The 21,089-nt window shown below is 69.8% G+C and carries 16 protein-coding genes; 11 read left to right on the top strand and 5 right to left on the bottom strand.

What is annotated here, in order from left to right; all coding sequences use genetic code 11:
- Positions 1-76: 76 nt before the first annotated feature.
- Genes ACIQNU_RS17385 through ACIQNU_RS17395 form a run of 3 tightly spaced genes read right to left on the bottom strand, consistent with a single transcriptional unit; the run spans position 77 to position 2,936 of the window.
- The gene (locus ACIQNU_RS17385; RefSeq protein ID WP_401366762.1) at positions 77-820 is read right to left on the bottom strand and encodes a cupin domain-containing protein; all 744 of its coding nucleotides are present in this window, start codon (positions 818-820) and stop codon (positions 77-79) included.
- Positions 817-1,755, bottom strand: a complete 939-nt coding sequence (locus ACIQNU_RS17390) for a PmoA family protein (protein WP_401366763.1) — start codon at positions 1,753-1,755, stop codon at positions 817-819. The genes ACIQNU_RS17385 and ACIQNU_RS17390 overlap by 4 nt, the downstream gene beginning before the upstream one ends.
- Entirely contained in the window at positions 1,752-2,936 is a 1,185-nt protein-coding gene (locus tag ACIQNU_RS17395; protein ID WP_401366765.1) for a Gfo/Idh/MocA family protein, read from the bottom strand. Before ACIQNU_RS17395 ends, ACIQNU_RS17390 begins: the two co-directional genes overlap by 4 nt.
- A gap of 304 nt (positions 2,937-3,240) precedes the next feature.
- Between ACIQNU_RS17395 and ACIQNU_RS17400 the strand changes: the two genes are divergently transcribed.
- Positions 3,241-4,284: a LacI family DNA-binding transcriptional regulator gene (locus ACIQNU_RS17400; protein ID WP_401366767.1), complete on the top strand. Its 1,044-nt coding sequence runs from the start codon at positions 3,241-3,243 to the stop codon at positions 4,282-4,284.
- 333 nt (positions 4,285-4,617) lie between these two features.
- Here the strand turns inward: ACIQNU_RS17400 and ACIQNU_RS17405 are convergent, their stop codons facing one another.
- A complete protein-coding gene (locus tag ACIQNU_RS17405) occupies positions 4,618-5,298 on the bottom strand; it encodes a hypothetical protein (RefSeq protein WP_401366769.1) in 681 nt (226 codons plus the stop codon).
- A gap of 66 nt (positions 5,299-5,364) precedes the next feature.
- Positions 5,365-6,096, bottom strand: coding sequence for a hypothetical protein (locus ACIQNU_RS17410; protein WP_401366771.1), 732 nt, complete (start codon positions 6,094-6,096; stop codon positions 5,365-5,367).
- A gap of 286 nt (positions 6,097-6,382) precedes the next feature.
- Between ACIQNU_RS17410 and ACIQNU_RS17415 the strand changes: the two genes are divergently transcribed.
- The 10 genes from ACIQNU_RS17415 to ACIQNU_RS17460 all read left to right on the top strand — a co-directional run bounded on the left by ACIQNU_RS17415 (position 6,383) and on the right by ACIQNU_RS17460 (position 20,997).
- Entirely contained in the window at positions 6,383-8,044 is a 1,662-nt protein-coding gene (locus ACIQNU_RS17415) for an ABC transporter substrate-binding protein (RefSeq protein ID WP_401366773.1), read from the top strand.
- 23 nt (positions 8,045-8,067) lie between these two features.
- Complete coding sequence (locus ACIQNU_RS17420; RefSeq protein WP_401367116.1) at positions 8,068-9,102, top strand: ABC transporter permease; 1,035 nt, start codon at positions 8,068-8,070, stop codon at positions 9,100-9,102.
- 6 nt (positions 9,103-9,108) lie between these two features.
- Positions 9,109-10,005 (top strand): ABC transporter permease, encoded by an 897-nt coding sequence (locus ACIQNU_RS17425; protein WP_401366774.1) that lies wholly within the window; start codon positions 9,109-9,111, stop codon positions 10,003-10,005.
- 37 nt (positions 10,006-10,042) lie between these two features.
- Positions 10,043-11,077, top strand: coding sequence for an ABC transporter ATP-binding protein (locus ACIQNU_RS17430; RefSeq protein ID WP_401366776.1), 1,035 nt, complete (start codon positions 10,043-10,045; stop codon positions 11,075-11,077).
- Positions 11,077-12,147, top strand: coding sequence for an ABC transporter ATP-binding protein (locus ACIQNU_RS17435; protein WP_401366778.1), 1,071 nt, complete (start codon positions 11,077-11,079; stop codon positions 12,145-12,147). The genes ACIQNU_RS17430 and ACIQNU_RS17435 overlap by 1 nt, the downstream gene beginning before the upstream one ends.
- The gene (locus ACIQNU_RS17440; RefSeq protein ID WP_401366780.1) at positions 12,144-13,184 is read left to right on the top strand and encodes a LacI family DNA-binding transcriptional regulator; all 1,041 of its coding nucleotides are present in this window, start codon (positions 12,144-12,146) and stop codon (positions 13,182-13,184) included. The genes ACIQNU_RS17435 and ACIQNU_RS17440 overlap by 4 nt, the downstream gene beginning before the upstream one ends.
- Before the next feature lie 114 nt (positions 13,185-13,298).
- Entirely contained in the window at positions 13,299-14,891 is a 1,593-nt protein-coding gene (locus ACIQNU_RS17445) for an FAD-dependent oxidoreductase (protein ID WP_401366782.1), read from the top strand.
- 56 nt (positions 14,892-14,947) lie between these two features.
- Positions 14,948-16,978 carry a beta-galactosidase gene (locus ACIQNU_RS17450; RefSeq protein ID WP_401366784.1) on the top strand — a complete coding sequence of 677 codons (2,031 nt, stop codon included), beginning with the start codon at positions 14,948-14,950 and terminating at the stop codon, positions 16,976-16,978.
- A gap of 116 nt (positions 16,979-17,094) precedes the next feature.
- Positions 17,095-19,269 (top strand): glycoside hydrolase family 3 N-terminal domain-containing protein, encoded by a 2,175-nt coding sequence (locus tag ACIQNU_RS17455; RefSeq protein ID WP_401366786.1) that lies wholly within the window; start codon positions 17,095-17,097, stop codon positions 19,267-19,269.
- A gap of 30 nt (positions 19,270-19,299) precedes the next feature.
- The gene (locus tag ACIQNU_RS17460) at positions 19,300-20,997 is read left to right on the top strand and encodes a right-handed parallel beta-helix repeat-containing protein (RefSeq protein ID WP_401366788.1); all 1,698 of its coding nucleotides are present in this window, start codon (positions 19,300-19,302) and stop codon (positions 20,995-20,997) included.
- Positions 20,998-21,089 lie beyond the last annotated feature (92 nt).

The following is a 21,089-nucleotide window of genomic DNA, read 5'->3' on the forward strand; positions in this document are numbered from 1 at the left end:
ACCTGGGTAAGAGGCCGGGTCACCGCCGTACCGGCGACGGGTCAGCTGCCGGGACGGACGTCCGGGCGACCGCACATCAGATGTCGGGATAGACGTCCAGGCGCCCGCACATGCCGAAGCGTCCGCGTGCGGCGGGCCCGGTCGCGGTGGTCCGTGCCTCGGCCAGATGCCGGTGGTCCCGGTCGCGCAGTGCGCCGAGTTGAGCCGCGGTGGCCGTCGCGGCGGCGTGCGCGCCGGCGCGCCAGCGCTGCTCCCACGCGTCCAGCCGGGGCCGCACCAGTTCGGCGGCGGCCCGCTGAAAGGCCGCCAGCGGCTCGGGATCGCCGCTCTCGCCGGCCTTCCGCAACTCCAGGAATCGGCGGGTCGCGAGATCGCGGCGGGCGCGCGCGACCTCCACCTGCTCCGCCTCGGGCACATCGGAGGGGATACGGACCGCCCGCGCATAGGTGTCCGCGTCGGCGAGGTGGTCCCGCGGCAGGGTGAGCACCGCGTCGCCCGCCTCGGGCAGCCCGCTGTTCTGCATCACGACGGTGATCTCCAGGCCGCCGTCGTTGATCAGGCGATGGATCGTGCCGGGCGTGAACCAGGCCACCGTCCCCGGCTCCAGGGGCGTCTCCTCGAAGCCGGACCCGGACCCGGAGCTGGAGCTGGTCAGGGTCTGTACGGCGCCCCGGCCCGCCGTCACCACGTATCCCTCGCTGCACGCGAGGTGCAGATGCGGAGTGCCGCCGCCGGGACGGCCGTCGACGGTCGGCCAGTCGTACACACGCAGCCGCGATACGCCGACCGCCCCGGGGAATCCGTCATACGCCGCGCTCACCACTCCTGCCTCCGCAGGTGCGCGGCGACCCGCTCGCGGTCCCACGCGCCGTCGGCGACAGTCACGCGGTAACCACGGGCCAGAGTGTCACCCGGGGCGAGGACCAGCTCCTCGTGGAACGCCCAGGACGGCGCGACCGCGGCGAACGGATCACTGCGTACGAACCAGTGCGCCGGGTGCGTCCCCCTGTCGCCCGCGTGGTCGTTGGCCGGGGAGTGCTCGAAGACGAGCGTGGCATGGCCGTCGCGCCCGTCGTGCTCGCCGACGTACGCCAGCCAGGGCGCCTGGCTGCCCATCAGATCGACCTTGCCCGCATCGACGTTGTCCGCGTCGGCGGTGAAGACCCGGCCGTCGCGGAAGGCGCGCGGGCCGCGCCAGAACAGCCCGGTGTATCCGGCGGCCGGGCGGCCGTGGGTGGTGGGGCTGCCGAACCGCAGGTCCTTGTCACGGCGGTTGGACACGGCCGATGTCCAGGTGAACGACCAGCTACCGGTATCCGGATCGACGTCGCACACCTCGATCCGGCGCGTTTCCTCGGCCCACAGCTCACCGTCGTACGGATGCCAGGTCAGTCGCTCGGCGATCACGGCACGGTCGCCTGCGGCGGAGACCTCGTCGAAGGCGACATGGCCCATCGAACCCACCTTCTCGGGCAGGGCGACGTAACCCTCACCGTGCACATAGGTGTTGCCGCCCCAGAGGTTCTGGCCCGACAGATGTGAGGCGGTGAGCTGAAGTCCTTTGTGCCAGCGGTGGTCGTTGGGGCGGTAGTCGGTGACGAGTGCGCCGGACAGGGTCCGGATCGGATGGAGGTACGGCTTGGGCGCCTCCCAGGCGGCCTCGGGCCGGTACACATAGGCGAACAGGTCGGTCCCGGTCGCCTCATGGGTCACGGTGATGCGGTCGCCGTGGGCGTGGGTGAGTGCGAGTGTCATGCGGGGGCTTCTTCCTCGCGGGGGGCGGCGGGCGCCCAGTTCGGGGCGCCGCCGTGCAGTGCGCCGTAGTAGGGGTCACCGGGGCCGATGTCGCCCGCGCGGACGGGGGCGTCGGTGAACGCGGACTTGTACAGGGCGGTGATGAATTCGAGCGTCTGCCGACCACCGGCGCCGCTGGTGGCGTGGCGTCGGCCGGCCTTGATGTCGGCGACGAGCAGGCGCAGTTGGGCCAGGTGCGAACTGGGCTCGTCGGTGCCGAAGTCACGCCAGGCCGCCACCGTCTCCTCGGGCACGCCGGGGGCCGGGGTGATGCGCCAGTCCGCGTTGCGGTACCCGTAGAGATGGGTCAGCTCGATCGTGGCGCGTTCGCAGTCGATACGGATCCGGCTGACCTCGTCCGGGCTCAGGACGCTGTTGACGACGGTGCCGACGGCTCCGTTCGCGAAGCGCACCTGCGCCGTGGACACGTCCTCGGTCTCCACGTCGTGCACCAGCCGCGCGGCCATGCCGCGCACCTCGCTCCAAGGACCCAGCAGGTCGAGGAGGAGATCGGTCTGATGGATCCCGTGCCCCATGGCCGGGCCGCCGCCTTCGGTGGCCCAACGGCCGCGCCACGGGACCGCGTAGTAGGCGGCGTCCCGGTACCAGGTGGTCTGGCAGTGGGCCACCAGCGGACGGCCGAAGGCGCCCGACCGCAGGAGACGGCGGACGTGGTGTGCACCGGAGCCGAAGCGGTGCTGGAAGACGACGGAGGCATACGGTCCCGCACCATCGGCCCTCCCCACCGTCTTCTCCACCTCCTTCCGCGCGGCTCTCTCCGCCGCCTCGATCGCGTCGAAGTCCGCGAGGGACGGACACGGCGGCTTCTCGACCCACACCCAGGCGCCCGCCCGGAGCGCGGCCACCGCCTGCTCCCGGTGCACGGCGGGAGGCGTGCACAGCACGACCAGATCGGGGCGGACTTCGGCCAGCATTGCGTCGAGATCCGTCGAGGCGTACGGAATCCCGGCGTCGTCCGCGAACGCGCGCACCGCGCCCGCGTCGACGTCCACGGCGGCGACGATGTCCGTTTCCCCGTCGGCGGCCAGCGTCCGCAGCGCGGGCAGGTGGGTGGAGCGCGCGATACCCCCCGTGCCGACCACGGCCGTGCGCAGCGGGGTGTTCGGGCGATGCGAAGACATGCGGACCCTCTCGTGAGACCGACGGACGGACTGACAGACAGGAAAGAAGGGAGGGAGCGAGGGAGGGAGGGAGTCGGACAATGACATTGCCGTGGGAGCAGGCGGCCTCGGCTCGCACGCGGCGGCCGACGGCCCTCCGAACGAATGCCGGTATGGTTCCCGGCATGCTGTTCCAACGTTGTAACCTCGGTGACTTACCAGGGTCAACCCCTCGTCGCGAACGGGATTCCCTCGCTCCGGAGTGCTGACACTGGGCGTAGGGCCATGCATAATCCGTGGGAATCAAGGCGATTGGGGCTGGTCGGTGACAGCGGTGACGCTCAAGGACGTGGCGGAGCGGGCAGGGGTGTCGATCAAGACCGTGTCCAACGTTGTACGCGATGCTCCCCGAGTGTCCGAAGCCACACGGGAGCGGGTGATGCGCGCCGTACGCGAACTCGGCTACCGGCCCAACCCGTCGGCGCGCCGGCTGCGCACCGGACGCAGTGGTCTGATCGGACTGGCCGTCCCGGAGCTGACCACGCCCTACTTCGCGGAACTCGCCCATCGGGTGCGGGCGGAGGCCGCGGAGCTGGGTTTCACCGTCCTCATCGAGGAGACGCTGGGGGACGCCACCGAGGAACTGCGCCTCGCGACCGGCATTGGCGCATCCCTGCTCGACGGCGTGATCCTCTCACCGCTGCGCGTCGCACCCGACGAACTCGCCCCGGTCGCCGACGAGTTCCCCTTGGTGCTGCTCGGTGAGCGCGGCTACGAACGGGGTGAGGTCGTGGCCGACCACGTCCTGATCGACAGTGTCGCCGCGGCGCGCGACGCCACCGCGCACCTGATCGGCCTGGGCCGTACCCGCATCGCCGCGATCGGCGTCGACCACAAGACGTCGGAGACCAGCCGCCAGCGACTCCAGGGCTTCCAACTAGCCCTGCACCAAGCCGGATTGACCTACGATCCGCGACTCGCACCGCTGGTGAAGGAGTTCAACCGCCCCAACGGCCTGCTCGCGATGCGAACCCTGACCTCCCTGCCCGCCGCCGAACGCCCCGACGCGGTCTTCTGCTTCAACGACATGCTGGCCATCGGCGCCCAACGCGCCCTGTACGAGGCGGGCCTGCGCATTCCCGAGGACGTCGCAGTCGTCGGCGTCGACGGTTCACAAGCGGGTCTCTACAGCACCCCGTCCCTCACCTCCGTCATCCCCGACATGGCAGCCATCGCCTCCCTCGCCGTGAAGTGCCTGGCGGCCCGCATCCGCTCGAAGGAGCCTCTACCGTTCGAGGTCCACCTGGCCCCGTACTGGCTGGACGTACGGGAGTCGACGGAGGGGGTGAGGCGGCCGGTGCGGATGTGAGCGGCGACTGCGGTCGGCGTCTCGCGGGTCCACAGGGTTTCGCGTACGCAGTGCCGTGACGCCGACGGGTGTTTCCGGTCGCAACGTCTCGCAACGTCTCGTACCGGCCGTAGTGCAGGCGGCACGGCGGCCACGGTCATGCTTGTCGAACGGCACCGCGCCTGTCCCGGGACACTCCTGAGTGGGACTTCCGGGCGATTGGATTGCAGGCTTTTCGCCGCCCGCCGATGCCGTGCCCGAAGTAATCGGTCGGCAGCGGAGGGATTCTGCGTGGATTCCTAGGGGTGGCTCGCACGGATGGCGTTGTGCCAGTCAACAGACAGCGGCCAGCCATCAGTAGACGGTGGCCAACGGATATCCTCCCTTTTCGAAAGTCTCCTGGCACACAGACATCCCGAACGCCATCTCCAGACCTTTCAGAAACCGGTTCCGCCAGTCGGGTATCAAACCGTCGTTCGCGAAGACCGGACGGCCGTCGACGTATCGGACTTCCGGGCGGCACCCTGCCTCGTGCATGGCCCAGTTGAGGAAGGACATCTCCGGCGCGTAGTCGAAATAGTGACCGCCGCTCGGCTCTGCCTTTTCTGGCAGATGGCTGTAGATCTCGCCACGCCACACCCGATGCCCTTCTTCGAAGTAGGCCATGCAGTTCATGCCCTTTGCGGCAACGTGGTAAAGGAGGACGACTCGGCCGGTTCCCCGCGGCAGCGCGAAGCCTTCGTGGGAATAGATCAGAAAGTCGAAGTTCCCGGCAAGGAAGGACCAATCACCTTCCTTGCCGTAGACGGTCAGGCGGGGTTCATCGGGGACCCGGGTGTGGGGGTGGGTCCGGTCGTAGACAGCCTTGGCCTCCGCACTCACCGGCTCGGGGATTTCCCAGGGAACGGCACCGAAGGTCACTGCCAGATCCTGTGGCGGGATTCCTTGTGCGAATACGAGACCCGCCTGGTCCCCAAGTGCGGGGTCGCTCGGCCAACACCCGCCGAGCCACGTGATTCCATCGTCCTCTGCCATGGCCGGGGAGCGTAACAGCGAGGTCCGACAACGAGCGGCGATAATGCCACTCCCGCCGTCGCTGGCTCAGTCCATCCGCAAGGACTCCGCCGCGTCGCCGACCCGCCGCACCTGGGCTGCCGTGAGCCGCCGGGTGTCCCAGATCAACTCGGCAACTTCGGCAGCCGTCAGGTCCAGCGGCGGGATGCCGTCGGGGGGTTCGGGGAGTGCGACACCCGTGAGGACGGACAAGTCGTCGGCGAGAATACCCAGCACCGCGGAGAAGTCGACCAGGAGTTCAGGGGTCAGCTCCCTTCGGCCGTGTCCCACCATTCCGTAGGTGGCCGCGGACCAATACCGGCCGGTGACCAGGAGGAATGTCTTGGCCGCACTGTTCCAGCCGAGGTTCCGGTTCCGGACCAGGCGCATCAGCATGGCGCCGGGGCCCGCAGGATAGTTCTCGTGCGTCGGCAATGCGGGGGCGGCCGACGCGTGCTTCTCGTGCCGGAGCGACGCCATGAGTCGGCGCACGGAGTTCCTGTCCTCCGGGGACAGGTGCATGGCGTGCCGCGCGAGCCCGGGTACCCACACCCCGGCCGAGCGGTCCACGGGAGCGAGGTCGTCCGGTACCGGCACATCCGCGATCGCAAAGACATCCGCCGTGTGCAGACCGAGCGCGGGCGCGAGCCGCCGCAGCGACGACGGGCCGGGCACCCCGGAACCGGCGACATCCCCAGGCCACCCCGGAGCGCCGACGTCCAGCCCCCGATGCTCCGACAACCGCGCCAACTGCACGCTCCCACACACATATCCGGCCATCCCGTCAGCCTAGAACCACAGAGATCGAGCCGCCCGTCCGCCCCCGCGCCCCTCGAACCAAGCCCCGGCGGCGGATGTCTGTCACACCCTTGACGCACCCTCGTAACCTGCGTACGTTCCTCGGTCATACGTAGAAGCAACCCCCGTTGTGGGGCTCCGCGTTACTGCTCATACGTATGAGCAAAGCGACAGCAGATGCAGAAGCAGAAGCAGGACCAAGACCAGTACCAGGCGCTCCATCCCAGCCACCCCTCTCGCCCCCGTACGAGACAGCCAGGAGTCAGCCATGCCCACCCGGAGAACCTTTGTCCGTGCCGCCGTCGCGGCCTTCGCCGTCCCGCTGGGGGTGAGTTCCTGCACGGCCGGAACCGGTGCCGGCGGCAGCGGCGGAGGCGGAAGCACCGACACGCTCGTCTTCGGCAAGACCGACGGCGGTACCACGTTCGTCCGCAACTTCAACGTCTTCGGTCCGGCCGCGCAGAAGGCTCCCGGCTCCGAGATGATCTACGAGCCGCTGGCCCGCGTCGACTACAGCGACGGCGCGAAGGTCAAGCCGTGGCTGGCCAAGTCGATGGTCTTCGACAAGGCCGGCACCACACTCACCGTCCGCCTCCGCGACGACGTCACCTTCTCCGACGGGAAGAAGATGACCGCGGACGACGTCGAGTTCTCCCTGGGCATCCCGCTCAGCGACCCCAGCTTCAACACCGGCGGCGTCACCTACGACAAGGTCGCCAAGGTCGACGCGACCACGGTCACGGTGCACTTCCCCAAGCCCGCGTTCAGCGAGCTGGGCCAGCTCGGTGCGGTCGCCATGCCGATCGTGCCCAAGCACATATGGGCACAGCAGAACCTCAAGACGTGGGCGAACCCGGATCCGGTCGGCACGGGAGCGCTCGCCCTCAGCAAGTTCTCCGCCCAGCAGGTCACGCTGACGGCCCGTGACGACTACTGGGGCGGCACACTGCGGATGAAGCGCGTCAAGATCATCCCGAGTGGGCCGGACGCGGTGAGGGCCCAGCTCCTCCGGGGTGACATCGACTGGGCGCTCAGCGCCTGGAGCGGCGCGGAGAAGGAGTACGTCGCCGAGGACCCGAGCCACCACCTCTACCAGCGCTACGCGACAGGCGGCGCCTACGCCCTCTTCTACAACACCGCCAAGGCACCCTTCGACAACGTCCATCTGCGCCGCGCACTCGCGATGACCATCCCCCGTACGGACATCGTGGCCACCCTGGAGCGCCCCGGCACCGAGGCAGGGCCGACCGGCCTCGTCGACGAGATCTACGAGGACCAGCTGCTGCCCGAATACCGGGGCAAGGTCCAGAAGGTCGACCCCGCCGCGGCCAAGGCCGAGCTGGCCAAGAGCGGATTCACCGTCCAGGGCGGCAAGTTGGTCAAGGACGGGAAGTCCTACAGTCCGACGCTGTCGTTCAACCAGGACTACGGCTGGGACGCCTACGCCAACATCATGATCAAGAGCTGGGAGAGCGTGCTCGGCATCAAGGTCAAGCCGGTGGGCACGCCTGGTGCGAACCTCTTCGAGGCGCAGCAGAACGGCGAGTTCGACATGACCATCAACACCACCGCCGGGGCCGGGGCCGCCGGCGTCTTCAGCGCCCTGAGCAGCCGGGCCCTCCGGCCGATCGGCCAGAAGGCCGCCACCAACTTCGGCCGCTGGGACGACCCCGAGACCGACGCCGCCGTGACCAAGCTGATCAGCTCGAACGATCCGAAGTCGCTGGAGGACGCCAGTCACACCATGCAGCGGATCGTGGCGCAGAAGGTTCCGTACAGCCCGATCTACAACAGCTACTGGTTCATCGCCATCAACAGCAAGCACTGGACCGGCTGGCCCACGCCGGAGAGCTTCCGTTCCGTGCCGTTCCCGGGGCTCGGCCCCGACACCACCCTGACCCTTCTGCGGCTGAAGCCGGCGGCGCAGTGACCACGCTCACCGCGGCACCCCGGATCAGCACCGCGGGCCGCAGCAGGACGCCGGTCGCCCGCCGCTGGCGGTTCGTGCTGCGCAGGCTCGGCTTCTACCTGGTCGCACTCTGGTCGGCGATCACGCTGAACTTCTTCCTCCCGCGACTGATGCCCGGCGACCCGTCCGCGGCCATCGTCGACAAATTGCAGCGCGTCAGCGGGCAGCAGCTCGACCCGGCGGCCCTCCGATCGGTGCAGAAGATCTTCGGCGAACCGAGCGCCAACCTGGGGCGGCAGTACGTCGACTACCTGGCGCAACTGGCCCGCTTCGACCTCGGTGTCTCGGTCTCGAACTTCCCCGTACCGGTGAGCGACCTGGTGTGGCAGGGGCTGCCCTGGACGATGCTGCTTGTGGGCTCGACCACGGTCGTCGCGTTCGTCCTGGGCACGGGCCTCGGCGCGTTCGCCGGCTGGCGGGCGGGCAGCCGCTTCGACACCGTGATCAGCCCGCTGACCACCTTCGTCTCGGCCGTCCCGTACTTCTGGACCGCGCTGATCGCTCTGTGGGTGTTCGGGTTCTCGCTGGGCTGGTTCCCGCTGTCCGGCGGATACGACGCCGATCTCGACATCGGCTTCTCGCCCGGGTTCCTGCTGAGCGTGCTCCACTACGGAGCCCTGCCCGCCACCACCATCCTCTTCTCCGCGTTCGGCGGCTGGCTGCTCGGTATGCGCAACATGACGGTGACCACCGTCCGTGAGGACTACGTCCTGCTCGCCCAGGCCAAGGGTCTCTCGGAGAAGCGGGTGCTGCTCCGGTACGCGGCCCGCAACGCGATGCTGCCGAACTTCACCGGCTTCGCGCTCGCTCTCGGACACGTCGTCGGCGGAGCGCTGCTCACGGAGATCGTGTTCAGCTATCCCGGCATCGGCTATCTGCTCTTCACCGCCCTCCAACAGCGCGACTACCCCGTGATGCAGGGTGTGTTCCTGCTGATCACCCTCACGGTGCTCCTGGCGAACCTGCTCGCCGACTCCGTGTACGCCCTGCTCGACCCCCGTATCCGGGAAGGAGGCTGATCTGCCGTGCGTACCGAGTTCCTGAGCAGTTGGAAGGTCCGGATCGGCCTCGGCACCCTCGCCTTCTTCGCGCTGCTCGCCCTCTTCGGCCCCTGGCTGGTGGACCTGCTGGGCGTGGATCCCCGGGCCAACGAGATCACGAGCATTTCGAGGCCCCCGAGCGGTGAACACCTGCTGGGCACCAACCAGTTCGGCCAGGACGTACTCGCCCAGGTCGTCGCGGGCGCCCGCGGTTCGATGTACGTCGGCGTGCTCGCCGCGGTCGTCGGCACCGCGATGGCCATCCTCGTCGGCGTGCCGTCCGGCTACTACGGCGGCAAGGTCGACGCCGCCCTGAACTTCCTCACGAACCTCTTCCTGGTGATGCCCGTCCTGCCGCTGATCCTGATCGTCGCCGGATATCTGGAGGGCACCAGCCTGACCACCGTCGCGCTGATCATCGGCCTCTTCGGCTGGTCGGGAGGCGCCCGCACGCTGCGGGCACAGGCGCTGAGCATCGCCGGGCGGGACTTCGTCCGGGCGATGCGGCTGCTGGGGGAGCGGGGACACCGGCTGGTGTTCTTCGAAGTCCTGCCGCATCTCACCGGACTGATCGCGTCGATGTTCCTGCACGCGATGATCGGCGCGGTGCTCGCGGAGGCCGGGCTCGCGTTCCTGGGCATCTCCGACGCGAGCGCGATCAGCTGGGGCACCATGATCCAGTCCGCGCAGCAGCAGAGCGCGGTCCTGCGCGGGCTGTGGTGGTGGTTCGTGCCGCCGGGCCTGTGCATCGCCCTGATCGGCACCGCCGCCGCGCTGGTCAACTTCGGTGTCGACGAGCTGGCAAACCCGAAGCTGCGGGTCGTCCGCGCGAAGACGGTACGGCGGCCGAAGAAGCTCGTACAGGCGGGAGGGTCGTCGTGAGGACAGCACCGGCAGGACGAGTGGGAGGTGACCACCGATGACCGTACGGACCGAAGAACGCCCTCCGGCCGCCGCGCCCGCCGGACAGGCGGTGCTGGAAGTACGCGGACTCGACGTGGAGTACGCGACCGGCGACCATCCTGTACGGGCCTGCGTGGACGTCGGATTCACCCTCCATCGCGGGGAGATCCTCGGCATCGCGGGGGAGTCCGGCTCCGGCAAGTCCACCCTCATCACCGCCCTGACCCGGCTCCAGCGCCCGCCGGCCGTCACCACCGCCGGGGAGATCCTGTTCCACGGCCGCGACGGGTCGCCGCCCGTCGACCTGGTCGGCCTCGGCCCGAAGGAGCTGCGCCGCTACCGCTGGACGGCCCTGTCCATCGTCATGCAGTCCGCGATGGACGCGCTGAATCCGGTGATGCGCATCGGTGCCCAGTTCGCCGACGTACTGCGCGCCCACGACAGGGACCTGGGGAAGCAGGGGGCCTGGCGGCGCGCGGCCGAACTCCTCGCCATGGTCGGCATATCGGCGGAACGCGTCCGCGACTACCCGCACCAGCTCTCCGGCGGGATGCGCCAGCGCGCCGCCATCGCACTCGCCCTGGCCTGCCGCCCCGAACTGGTCGTGATGGACGAACCCACCACGGCGGTCGACGTGGTGATGCAGCGTCAGATCCTGGCCCAAGTGCTGCGGATGCGCCGGGAGCTGGGGTTCTCCGTCGTCTTCGTCACCCACGACCTGTCGCTGCTCCTGGAACTCGCCGACCGCATCGCCATCATGTACGCGGGCCGGATCGTCGAGTCCGGCGACGCGGAAACCCTCTACCGGGACCCCAAGCACCCGTACACCCGCGGCCTGCGCGACTCCTTCCCGCCGCTACGCGCACCTCTGCGCACCCTCCGCGGCATCCCCGGTACGCCACCCGATCTGCGCCGGCCGCCCTCCGGCTGCCCGTTCCACCCGCGCTGCGCGCAGCGCGTGGAGGGCTGCGACCGGACGCTGCCCCCGCTGCTGGAGATCACTGACGGCCATCGGGCCGCCTGCCTGCTGCACACCCCGGGAGACCGCTGATGAACGCGCACGACGACAGTCCGGTCCTCGAAGCCCGCGAGGTCTCCAAGCACTTCACCGTCCGCGGCTCCCTCGGCCGCACCTCGGTCGTCCGCGCCGTGGAGGACGCCACCGTGAGGCTGCGGCCCGGTCACATCCTGGCCCTCGTCGGCGAGAGCGGCAGCGGCAAGACCACCCTGGCCCGGCTGCTGTCCCGCTTCTACGAGCCGACGTCGGGCGAGATCCTGCTGCGCGGCAAGCCGGTATCGGCCGGGCGTGGCGCCAGGACCTACCACTCCGACGTGCAGCTCATCTTTCAGGACCCCTTCGGTTCGCTGAACCCCCTGCACCGCGTCCGCTACAACCTCGACCGTGCCCTGCGGCTGCACCACAAGCGCCTCGACGCGGGCGCCCGCCGGCGCCGCGTCACCGAACTGCTGGAGCGTGTCAGCCTCACGCCCGCCGAGGAGATCGCGGAGAAGTTCCCGCACGAGCTGTCCGGCGGCCAGCGTCAGCGCGTCGTCATCGCGCGGGCCCTGGCGGTGGAGCCGAAGGTCCTGCTCGGCGACGAGCCGATCTCGATGCTGGACGTGTCCATCCGCCTCGAAATGCTCAACCTGCTGCAACGCCTGCGCGAGGAGGACGGGCTCGCCCTCCTCTACATCACCCACGACATCGCCGGCGCCCGCTACCTCTGCGACGACATCGCGGTGATGTACGCGGGACAGATGGTGGAGTCGGGCCCCAAGGAGGAGGTGATCGCCGCGCCTCAGCACCCGTACACCAAACTGCTCATCGAATCCTCACCGGACCCGGAGCGCGGCATCGGGCGCCGTGACGAGCTGTTCAAGGACGCCGACGAACTCGGCGAACCGCCCAGCCTCGTCGACCCGCCCACGGGCTGCCGATTCCATCCCCGCTGCCCCTTCGCGATGGCAGAGTGCGCGACCGAGGCCCCGCCGCGCACCGAACTCGGCGCCGGTCACTGGACACGGTGCTGGCTGCACGCCAAGGGCCGGGCCGGGGAACTCGCACAGACCACGCACGCCGCGGCGATGGCCCGGCGCGTACCGCAGGAGGCGGCACAGTGACAGCCAGACGCCGGGACAAGGCACCGAACCAGGCCGACGTGGCCCGCCTCGCGGGGGTCTCCCAGTCGGCGGTGTCCCGGGTGATCAGCGGGGACACGGCGACGAACCGGATCCCGGAGGAGACACGGCAGCGAGTCCTCGACGCGGTACGCCAACTCGGCTATGTGGCCAACCCCGCCGCCCGCGCCATGCGCAAGAAGCGCAACAACCTGCTCGGCGTGCACACCTTCGAACCCGTCTTCCCGCACGCCCGCGAGGACTTCTACTTCGAGTTCCTCCTCGGCATCGAGGAGCGCGCCGAAGAGACCGGCTTCGACCTCGTCCTCTTCACCTCGACCGGCGTCGGAGGCGGTGGCGAACGCAAGATCTACCGGGACGGCACCAACCGGCTCAACCTCGCCGACGGCAGCATCCTCCTCGGCGTCGCCACCAACCGCGACGAACTCGCCCGACTCTGGTACGAGGGCTACCCGTTCGTCCACATCGGCCGCCGCGAGGTGCCCGGAGCCGAGATCCCCTCCGTGATCCCCGACTACCGGTCCGCCGCGGCACGGATCGTGGAGAAGCTGGCCGGACACGGCCACCGACGCCTCGGCTATGTGCGCGAGTACCTGGAGATGGAGCCGTACGAAGACCGCAGGACCGGCTACGCGCAGGCCGTGGCCAGGCTCGGGCTGACCGACGACTCACCCGGCTTCCACGGTGAGCAGGGGATCGGCGGGGCATGGCTCGACGAGGTGGCGCGCGGCGGTGCGACGGCGGTGGTCGTGGAGAGCGTGCGGCTCGCGAACGAGCTGCGTGACGGCCTTTCGGCGCGCGGGCTCAAGGTTCCCGACGACGTGTCCGTCGCCGTACTCGAAGGAGCACCGCCCGACCTCGGCGGCCAGTGGGACTCGCTGGAGATCCCGCGCATCGAGATCGGACGCATCGCCGTCGACCGGCTGCGGGCGATCCTCGACGATCCCGACGCGCGTACGGAGAACCTGTTCGTCGACTGCGCGGTGATCTCGGGCACCACCATCACCGACGCACCCTAGACCGCTGTCACTGGAGCCCGACTGGCCATGCAATCAGACGACTTACGGGGGGCCCTGCGATGCGGCCTGCCCACACCCGCCACATCCGCGGAGCACAGAAGGAGCCTACGGGGCATGGAAGAAACACGGACCGAGGTACTTGTCGTCGGCGGTGGTCTCGGCGGTGTCGCGGCAGCGCTGACCGCGGCCCGGTTGGGCCGCACGGTGGTGCTCACCGAGCCCACCGACTGGCTCGGCGGCCAGCTCACGGCCCAGGCCGTGCCACCCGACGAGCATCCCTGGATCGAGGGCCCGGCAGCGCCGCCCGGCTACGCGGAGCTGCGGCGCCGTGTCCGCGACTACTACCGGCGCACCTATCCGCTGCGCCGTCCCGACGACCCCCTCCTCGACCCGGGCCTCGGCATCGTCAGCCGGATGTGCCACGAGCCGCGCGTGTCCGTGGCCGTGCTGGAGGAGATGCTCGCCCCCTGGCGTTCCGCCGGCACGGTCAGGGTGCTCACCCGCCACCGGCCCGTCGCCGTGCACACCAGCGGTGACAGGATCGAAGCCGTCACACTCCAGGACCTCGACACCGGCACGGAACTCACCGTCTCGGCCTCCTACACCCTGGACGCCACAGAGCTGGGCGACCTCCTTGAACTCGGCGGGATCGAGCACGTCATCGGCGCCGAAGGCCGCGACACCACCGGTGAGCCGCACGCGCCCGACACCGCCGATCCGCTGGACCAGCAGGCCGTCTCCTGGTGCTTCGCGCTCGAACACCGGCCGGGCGAGGACCATGTGGTCGACCGCCCAGCGGCCTACGAGGACTGGAAGAACAGGACCGCCCCCTTCTGGCCCGGGTCCCAGTTGTCGTGGACCGATGTCCATCCGATCACCCTCAAGCAGCGCACCTGGCGGCTGATGGACGCCGACCGGGAGGCCGGCGAGCACTTCGACCTCTTCCAGTTCCGCCGGATCAGGGCCCGCGAACAATTCACCGACGGCGCGTACGGCACCGATCTGACCATCGTCAACTGGCCGCAGATCGACTACTGGGAGCGGCCCGTCCTCGGCGTGACCGAGGCGGAGGCGGAGGCCGCGCTCGCCGCAACGCGTGAGCTGTCGCTGTCGTTCCTGCACTGGATGCAGACCGAGGCACCGCGACCGGACGGCGGTACCGGCTACCCGGGGCTGCGGCTGCGACCCGATGTGACGGGCACGGCGGACGGTCTGGCCAAGACGCCGTACATCCGTGAATCGCGCCGTATCCAGGCCGAGTTCACGGTGCTGGAGCAGCACGTGGGTGTCGAGGCCAGGCCGTTGGACTCGGGCAGCGAGATCTTCGCCGACAGCGTGGGACTCGGCAGCTACCGCATCGACCTGCACCCGAGCACGGCGGGACGCACGTACGTCGACATCGAGGCGTACCCGTTCCAGATCCCGCTCGGCGCTCTGATCCCCGTACGCGTCGACAATCTGCTGCCCGCCAACAAGAACATCGGCACGACCCACATCACCAACGGCTGCTACCGGCTGCACCCGGTCGAATGGGCGATCGGCGAGGCCGTGGGCGCACTCGCGGCGTACTGCCTGGACCACGATCTACCGCCCCGCAAGGTCCGCTCCGATCAGACGCGGCTCGCCGACTACCAGCGGCTGCTCGGCGACACCCTGGGCATCACGCTGGCCTGGCCGGAGGAGGTCCGTACACACCGCCATATGTAGGTGGTGCCTGTCCCTTCATTCACCAGCCACCCATGCCAGGACACAGGAGCCCGCGCATGCCGCCACCTCCGCCACCTGACGAGCCGCAGCCAGGTTGGGGCCGCATCCCCCGCCCCGCCTTCGGCGCCGACTACAACCCCGAACAATGGGACAGGGCGACCTGGAAGGACGACATCCGCCTGATGCGCGAAGCCGGGGTCAACCTGGTGTCGCTCGGCGTCTTCGCCTGGTCCTGGATCGAGCCCCGCCCTGACGTCCTCGACTTCTCCGGCCTCGACGAGAGCTTGGCCCTGCTGCACGAGGGGGGCATCTCCGTCGACCTGGCAACGCCGACCGCCGCGCCCCCGCTCTGGTTCTCCCACGCCCACCCCGAGTCCCTGCCCACCACCGCCGACGGACGCCACCTCGCCCCCGGCTCCCGACAGGCGTACTGCCCGTCCTCACCCGCCTACCGGGAACGCGCCGCCCTCATCACCCGCCGCCTCGCCGAACGCTACGGCGAGCACCCGGCGGTGGTGATGTGGCACGTGAACAACGAATACGGAAACGGCAACCCCCACTGCTGGTGCGACACATCGGCCGCCGCCTTCCGCACCTGGCTGCGCGCCACGTACGGCAGCGACCTCGAAGCGCTCAACGACCGCTGGGGCACCACCGTGTGGGGCGTGCGCTACAGCGACTGGGACCAGGTGATCCCGCCACGCACCAGCACCGGCGGTCTGCCCCCCGGCCTGTGGCTGGACTTCTACCGGTTCGGCGACGCCGAACACCGGGCCTGCTTCCGCGCCGAACGCGACATCCTGCACGCCCACTCGCCAGGCCGCCCCGTCACCACCAACTTCATGACCGCGAGCATGCGCTGGGCCGACTACTGGCGGTGGGCCCGCGACGTCGACCTCGTGTCGAACGACCACTACCTCGGGGCCGAGGACCCCCACCGGAACGCCGAACTCGCCCTGGCCGCCGACCTCACGCGCGGGCTGGCCGGCGGTCGGCCCTGGCTGCTCATGGAACACTCCACGTCCGCCGTGCAGTGGCAGCCCCGCAACCTCGCCAAGGCCCCCGGAGAGATGGCCCGCAACACACTCGCCCACCTCGCCCGGGGCGCCGACGGTGCCCTGTTCTTCCAGTGGCGGCAGTCGGCGTACGGACCGGAGAAGTGGCACTCCGCGATGGTGCCGCACGGCGGTGAGGACACCCGGATCTGGCAGGAGACCAAGGCTCTCGGCGGCGCGGTGGCCCGCCTCGCCGACCTCGGCGGCAGCACCTGCCCGCCCGCCGAGATCGCCCTTCTGCTGGACTACGAGGCCATGTGGGCGCTGGAACTGCCGCACCGCCCCAGCACCGACATGACGTACACCGAGGTGTTCCGCGCCTGGCACCGCGCCCTGTGGACCACCGGCCTGACCTGCGACGTGGTCCCCGCCCCCGGCGACCACCGTCTTCTGCTGGTGCCCTCGCTCTACGCCGTGTCCGCCGCCACGGCCCGCGCCCTGGAGGACTACGCCGGGCGCGGAGGTCGCCTCGTCGTCGGCCCCTTCAGCGGACTGGTCGACCCCGACGACCGCGTCCATCCCGGGCCCTACCCGGGTGCACTGCGCGCTCTCCTCGGGCTGCGTGTGGACGAATATCTCCCGCTGGCCGCCGGACGGTCCGTCGGCCTGGAGGACGGCTCGGCCGGCCGCCTGTGGGCCGAGCGTGTCCTGCCCGACGCGGACACCGTGGTGGAGAGCCGCTTCACCGACGGACCGGCGGAAGGCGGCCCCGCCGTCCTCCGCCACGGCACCACCCGCTACCTCGCCACCCGCCCCGACGACCCCTCCCTTCTGCGCCTTCTGCCCCGATGGGCCTCGGAAGCGGGCTGCGCACCCCCGGTACGCGGGTCCGGAGGCGGTGTCGAGGTCACCCGAAGAACGGCGCCCGACGGCCGATCGTGGCTCTTCGCCGTCAACCACACCCACGACCCGGCCCAGTTGGACGCCAGGGGAGTCGACCTCCTGACGGGGGCCACCGCACCGGGCACGTTCACCCTGCTTCCGGGCGGCGTGGCGGTGATACGGGAGGACGGCGCGAGCGCACCCGTATGACCCTTCCTCAACTCCCGCACACCTCCTCAACTCCCGCGTGAATGAAGCCACGTTCGCTCGTTCCTCCCTTTCCCCGCCCCTGAATGCCCCCAAATGCCCCAGGAGGGCCCCTTGCCATGAGCACTCACCACGAGGACCGGATCAAGCAGCTCCTCGACCTGATGACACCGGACGAGAAACTGGGCCAGCTTCAGCAGCTCGCCTGGGCCTGGGACACCGGACCCGGCTCCGGCAGCACCGAGGAGGCCGGGGCAGCCGCCCGCAAGGGCCTGCTCGGCTCCGTGCTCAACGTCTTCGGCGCCGCGAGCACCAACGCCCTCCAGCGCATCGCCGTGGAGGAGTCCCGGCTCGGTATCCCGCTCCTCTTCGGCCTCGACGTGATCCACGGCTACTGGACCACCTTCCCGATCCCCCTGGCCCAGGCGGCGGCCTTCGACCCCGCCGTCACCGAGACGGACGGGGAGATCGCCGCACGCGAGGCACGGTCCAACGGTGTGCACTGGACGTTCGCGCCGATGATGGATGTCACCCACGAGCCGCGCTGGGGCCGGATCGCCGAGAGCCACGGCGAGGACCCCTATCTGACGAGCCGTTACGCGGCGGCGAAGGTGCGCGGTCACCAGGGCGCCGATCTCGCCGCACCCGACAGGGTCGCCGCCTGCGCCAAGCACTTCGCGGCCTACGGAGGGCCGGAAGGCGGTCGCGACTACAACACCGTCGACGTCTCCGAGCAGCGGCTGCGCAACCTCTACCTGCCCCCCTTCAAGGCCGCGGTGGACGCGGGTGTGGCGTCGGTGATGGCCTCGTTCAACACCATCAGCGCCGTGCCCGCGCACGCCAACCCGCACACCCTGACGCGCATCCTCAAGGAGGAGTGGCGCTTCGACGGCCTGGTGGTCAGCGACTGGACGGGCGTCCTCGAACTGGTCGCCCATGGCTTCGCCGAGGACGGGGCGGCTGCCGCGCGGCGGGCGCTCGGTGCCGGTGTCGACATGGAGATGGTCAGCACCACGTTCGCCGACCACGGCCGGGAACTGCTCGCACGCGGCGCCCTCACGGAGGCCCGGCTCGACGACGCGGTGGCCCGCGTCCTGCGGCTGAAGCTGCGGCTCGGCCTCTTCGAGCGGCCCTACGTCGACGAGTCCGCGGCCGTGACCGAACCGACCGCCTCGACACGGGCGGCGGCACGCGATGCGGCGGTGCGGTGCATGGTGCTGCTGAAGAACGAGGGGCACACACTGCCGTTGGCTGCCGGACCGCGGTCCATCGCCGTGGTCGGGCCGCTCGCGGACACCGGCGATCTGCTGGGGACGTGGACGGTGCCGGACGCTCAGCAACGCTTCCCGGCCGTCACGGTCGCGGAAGGGTTGCGGACGGCAGTGCCGGAGGCGCACCTCGTGTGTGTCCCCACCGGGGGTGCTCCGGGAGCCGTGGAAGACGCCGACGCGCGGGCCGTGGCCGCCGCCGCGTCGGTCGACTTCACCGTCGTGGCCGTCGGGGAGCCACCGGCGCTCAGCGGCGAGGCCGCCGTACGGAGCGACCTCGAACTACCCGCTGGACAGCGGGAGTTGATCGAAGCGGTCGCGGCGACAGGGAAACCGTTCGCCGTGGTCCTCTTCGCCGGTCGCCCGCTGGTCGTCGGCGACTGGCTCGACTCCGCCCCGGCCGTGCTCCTTGCCTGGCATCCGGGCCTGGAGGCCGGCCACGCCCTGGCGGACGTCCTCACCGGGGCGGTCGCACCCGGCGGCAAACTGCCGGTGTCGTTCCCGCGTGCGGTGGGCCAGATCCCCGTCCACTACAACCACGAGAGGACCGGCCGCCCGTACGACGCCACTCAGCCCGACGAGAAGTACGTGTCCAAGTACCTCGACCTGGCCGAAGGACCGCAGTTCCCCTTCGGCCACGGGCTGAGCTACACGACCTTCACCACGGGTGACCCGCGCCTGAGCCGCACGGAGATCCCGACCGCCGACCTGTCGGAGGGCGCGACGGTGGAGGTCACCGTCTCCGTGCGCAACACCGGGGACCGAGCAGGGGACGAGGTGGTCCAGTTGTACGTCCACGACCTGGCCGCGGACATCGTCCAGCCGGTGCGCCGACTGCGCGGCTTCGAGCGGGTGACGCTCGGGGCGGGGGAGAGCACCGAGGTGCGATTCCTGCTCGGGGCCGAGGACTTCGGCTACTGGACGAACGACCCCGAGGGTGTCTTCGTCCTGGAGCCGGGGGCGATCGACCTCTATGCGGGAGCCGATTCCACGGCGCGGAACCGCTGCCGTCTGACCATCAACTGACGAAGATCTCGACAGATGTGAGGAGAAGGCGTGAGAGCGAAGACATTCGCAGTAGTGATAGTTCAGGTGCTGCTCGGATTCCTGCTGGCCGCGGCCGGTACGGGGACCGCGCAGGCAGCGGCGGCCACGTACTACGTGTCGCCGAGCGGCAATGACAGCAACAGTGGTCTGTCGCCGACGCAGGCATGGAAGTCGACGTCGAAGGTCAACGGATTCACGTTCCCGCAGGGCAGCACCGTCTCCTTCGAGGGCGGGCAGGGCTTCACCGGCTGCCTGGTGTTCAACTCCGGCAACGTCCCCGCGTCGTCCGCGACGACCCCGTTCAAGGTCACCTCGTACGGTACGGGCCAGGCGGCCCTCACTTCGAACTGCACCGGGGACTACTCGGCGGCGATCACCGCGGACAATGTCAGCGGTTTCCAGGTGAGTGGCCTGAAGGTGGTCAACGGCGGTACGACGGCGGCCGGGGTTCTGCTCCAGAACCAGACCTCGACATCGCCGACGAAGGGGCTGGTGGTGGCCGGCTCGGACATCTCCGGATTCTCCGCACCGACCGGCAGCAGCAGCACGTTCGGCGGGCAGATCATGGTGCTCGGCTACGCGGTGAACGGGAACAGCGGACCGCTGGACGATGTGCAGATCCGCGACAACAAGCTGCACGGCTCCACCGTGACCTCGGCGGCAGGACCCGGTGTCTACGGCTGGGGCAGCGGCGTCAACATCACCAATGTCACCGTCGAGGGGAACACGGTCTACAACCTCGGGATGGCGGCGAAGACGACAGGTGCCGCCATCACGGCGAACGGCTGGAACGGTGCCGTGATCCGGCACAACGTGGTCCATGACATCGGCGCCAACGTGACCTCGTGCGGTGGCACCAGCGGCATCATGGCGTACACGTCGAACAACGTCGCCGTCCGCTACAACGAGGTGTACAACGTGCGGCCCTCGCCGAGCTTCACCGCCGGGTGCGACTGGGACGGCATCGACCTGGACGGGGGTACGACGAACTCGCTCGTGGAGTACAACTACACCCACGACAACGCCGGCAGCGGACTCCTGGCGTACACGTCCACCGTCGGTTCACGGGTCTGGGGCCCGAACACCTTCCGCTACAACATCTCCGAGAACGATGACGCGGCGAAGGCTCAGGGCGGCCTGTTCAACGTGGTCCCGGTGGCCCCGAAGAACGCCCTGTCGATCTACGGCAACACCTTCTTCACGAACAAGGCCCAGAGCACGCAGTCCACGTCCAGCGCGTGCTTCCTCTTCGGCTACAGCTCGGGGACATGGGGCAGCGGATCGCAGATCAAGGACAACATCTGCTACATGGCCAACAAGAACATGTACGGGAAGACCGGGCAGCTCTACTACAACCCGAACGGCCAGACAGGGATGGCGCTGTCGAACAACCTGTACTTCGGGACGAGCACCGCCGGCTGGCGGTGGGGCGGCACGACGTACAGCGACTTCGCCGCGTGGCAGGCGGCGGGCCTGGAGACGGGCGCGGTGTGGGGTGACCCGCAGTTCACCTCGCCCGGTGGCGGCGGTACGTGCGCGTGGTCGCCGACGTCCGGTACGGGACCGCAGCCGTGCCCGCAGGCGTACACGCTGAAGGCCGGGTCCCCGGCCGCCGGAGCGGGAGCCGCCGTATCCGGCAACGGTGGACGTGACTACTACGGCACCACCATTCCGAGCCCGCCGAACATCGGAGCGGACGCCGGCTAGCGGACGCCGGACAAGCGGACGCCGGACAAGCGGACGCCGGACAAGCGGAAGTGCCCTCCCGCACGGGTACGTCGAACCCTCCTGACGGGGTT

This window comes from Streptomyces sp. NPDC091292 (assembly GCF_044757265.1).
GTDB lineage: Bacteria > Actinomycetota > Actinomycetes > Streptomycetales > Streptomycetaceae > Streptomyces.

Bases quoted from the DNA above. Each gene is read 5' to 3' on its own strand.
- ACIQNU_RS17390 (WP_401366763.1), bottom strand. From the start codon at position 1,755: ATGACACTCGCACTCACCCACGCCCACGGCGACCGCATCACCGTGACC.
- ACIQNU_RS17395 (WP_401366765.1), bottom strand. From the start codon at position 2,936: ATGTCTTCGCATCGCCCGAACACCCCGCTGCGCACGGCCGTGGTCGGC.
- ACIQNU_RS17405 (WP_401366769.1), bottom strand. From the start codon at position 5,298: ATGGCAGAGGACGATGGAATCACGTGGCTCGGCGGGTGTTGGCCGAGC.
- ACIQNU_RS17410 (WP_401366771.1), bottom strand. From the start codon at position 6,096: ATGGCCGGATATGTGTGTGGGAGCGTGCAGTTGGCGCGGTTGTCGGAG.
- ACIQNU_RS17415 (WP_401366773.1), top strand. From the start codon at position 6,383: ATGCCCACCCGGAGAACCTTTGTCCGTGCCGCCGTCGCGGCCTTCGCC.
- ACIQNU_RS17430 (WP_401366776.1), top strand. From the start codon at position 10,043: ATGACCGTACGGACCGAAGAACGCCCTCCGGCCGCCGCGCCCGCCGGA.
- ACIQNU_RS17435 (WP_401366778.1), top strand. From the start codon at position 11,077: ATGAACGCGCACGACGACAGTCCGGTCCTCGAAGCCCGCGAGGTCTCC.
- ACIQNU_RS17445 (WP_401366782.1), top strand. From the start codon at position 13,299: ATGGAAGAAACACGGACCGAGGTACTTGTCGTCGGCGGTGGTCTCGGC.
- ACIQNU_RS17450 (WP_401366784.1), top strand. From the start codon at position 14,948: ATGCCGCCACCTCCGCCACCTGACGAGCCGCAGCCAGGTTGGGGCCGC.
- ACIQNU_RS17455 (WP_401366786.1), top strand. From the start codon at position 17,095: ATGAGCACTCACCACGAGGACCGGATCAAGCAGCTCCTCGACCTGATG.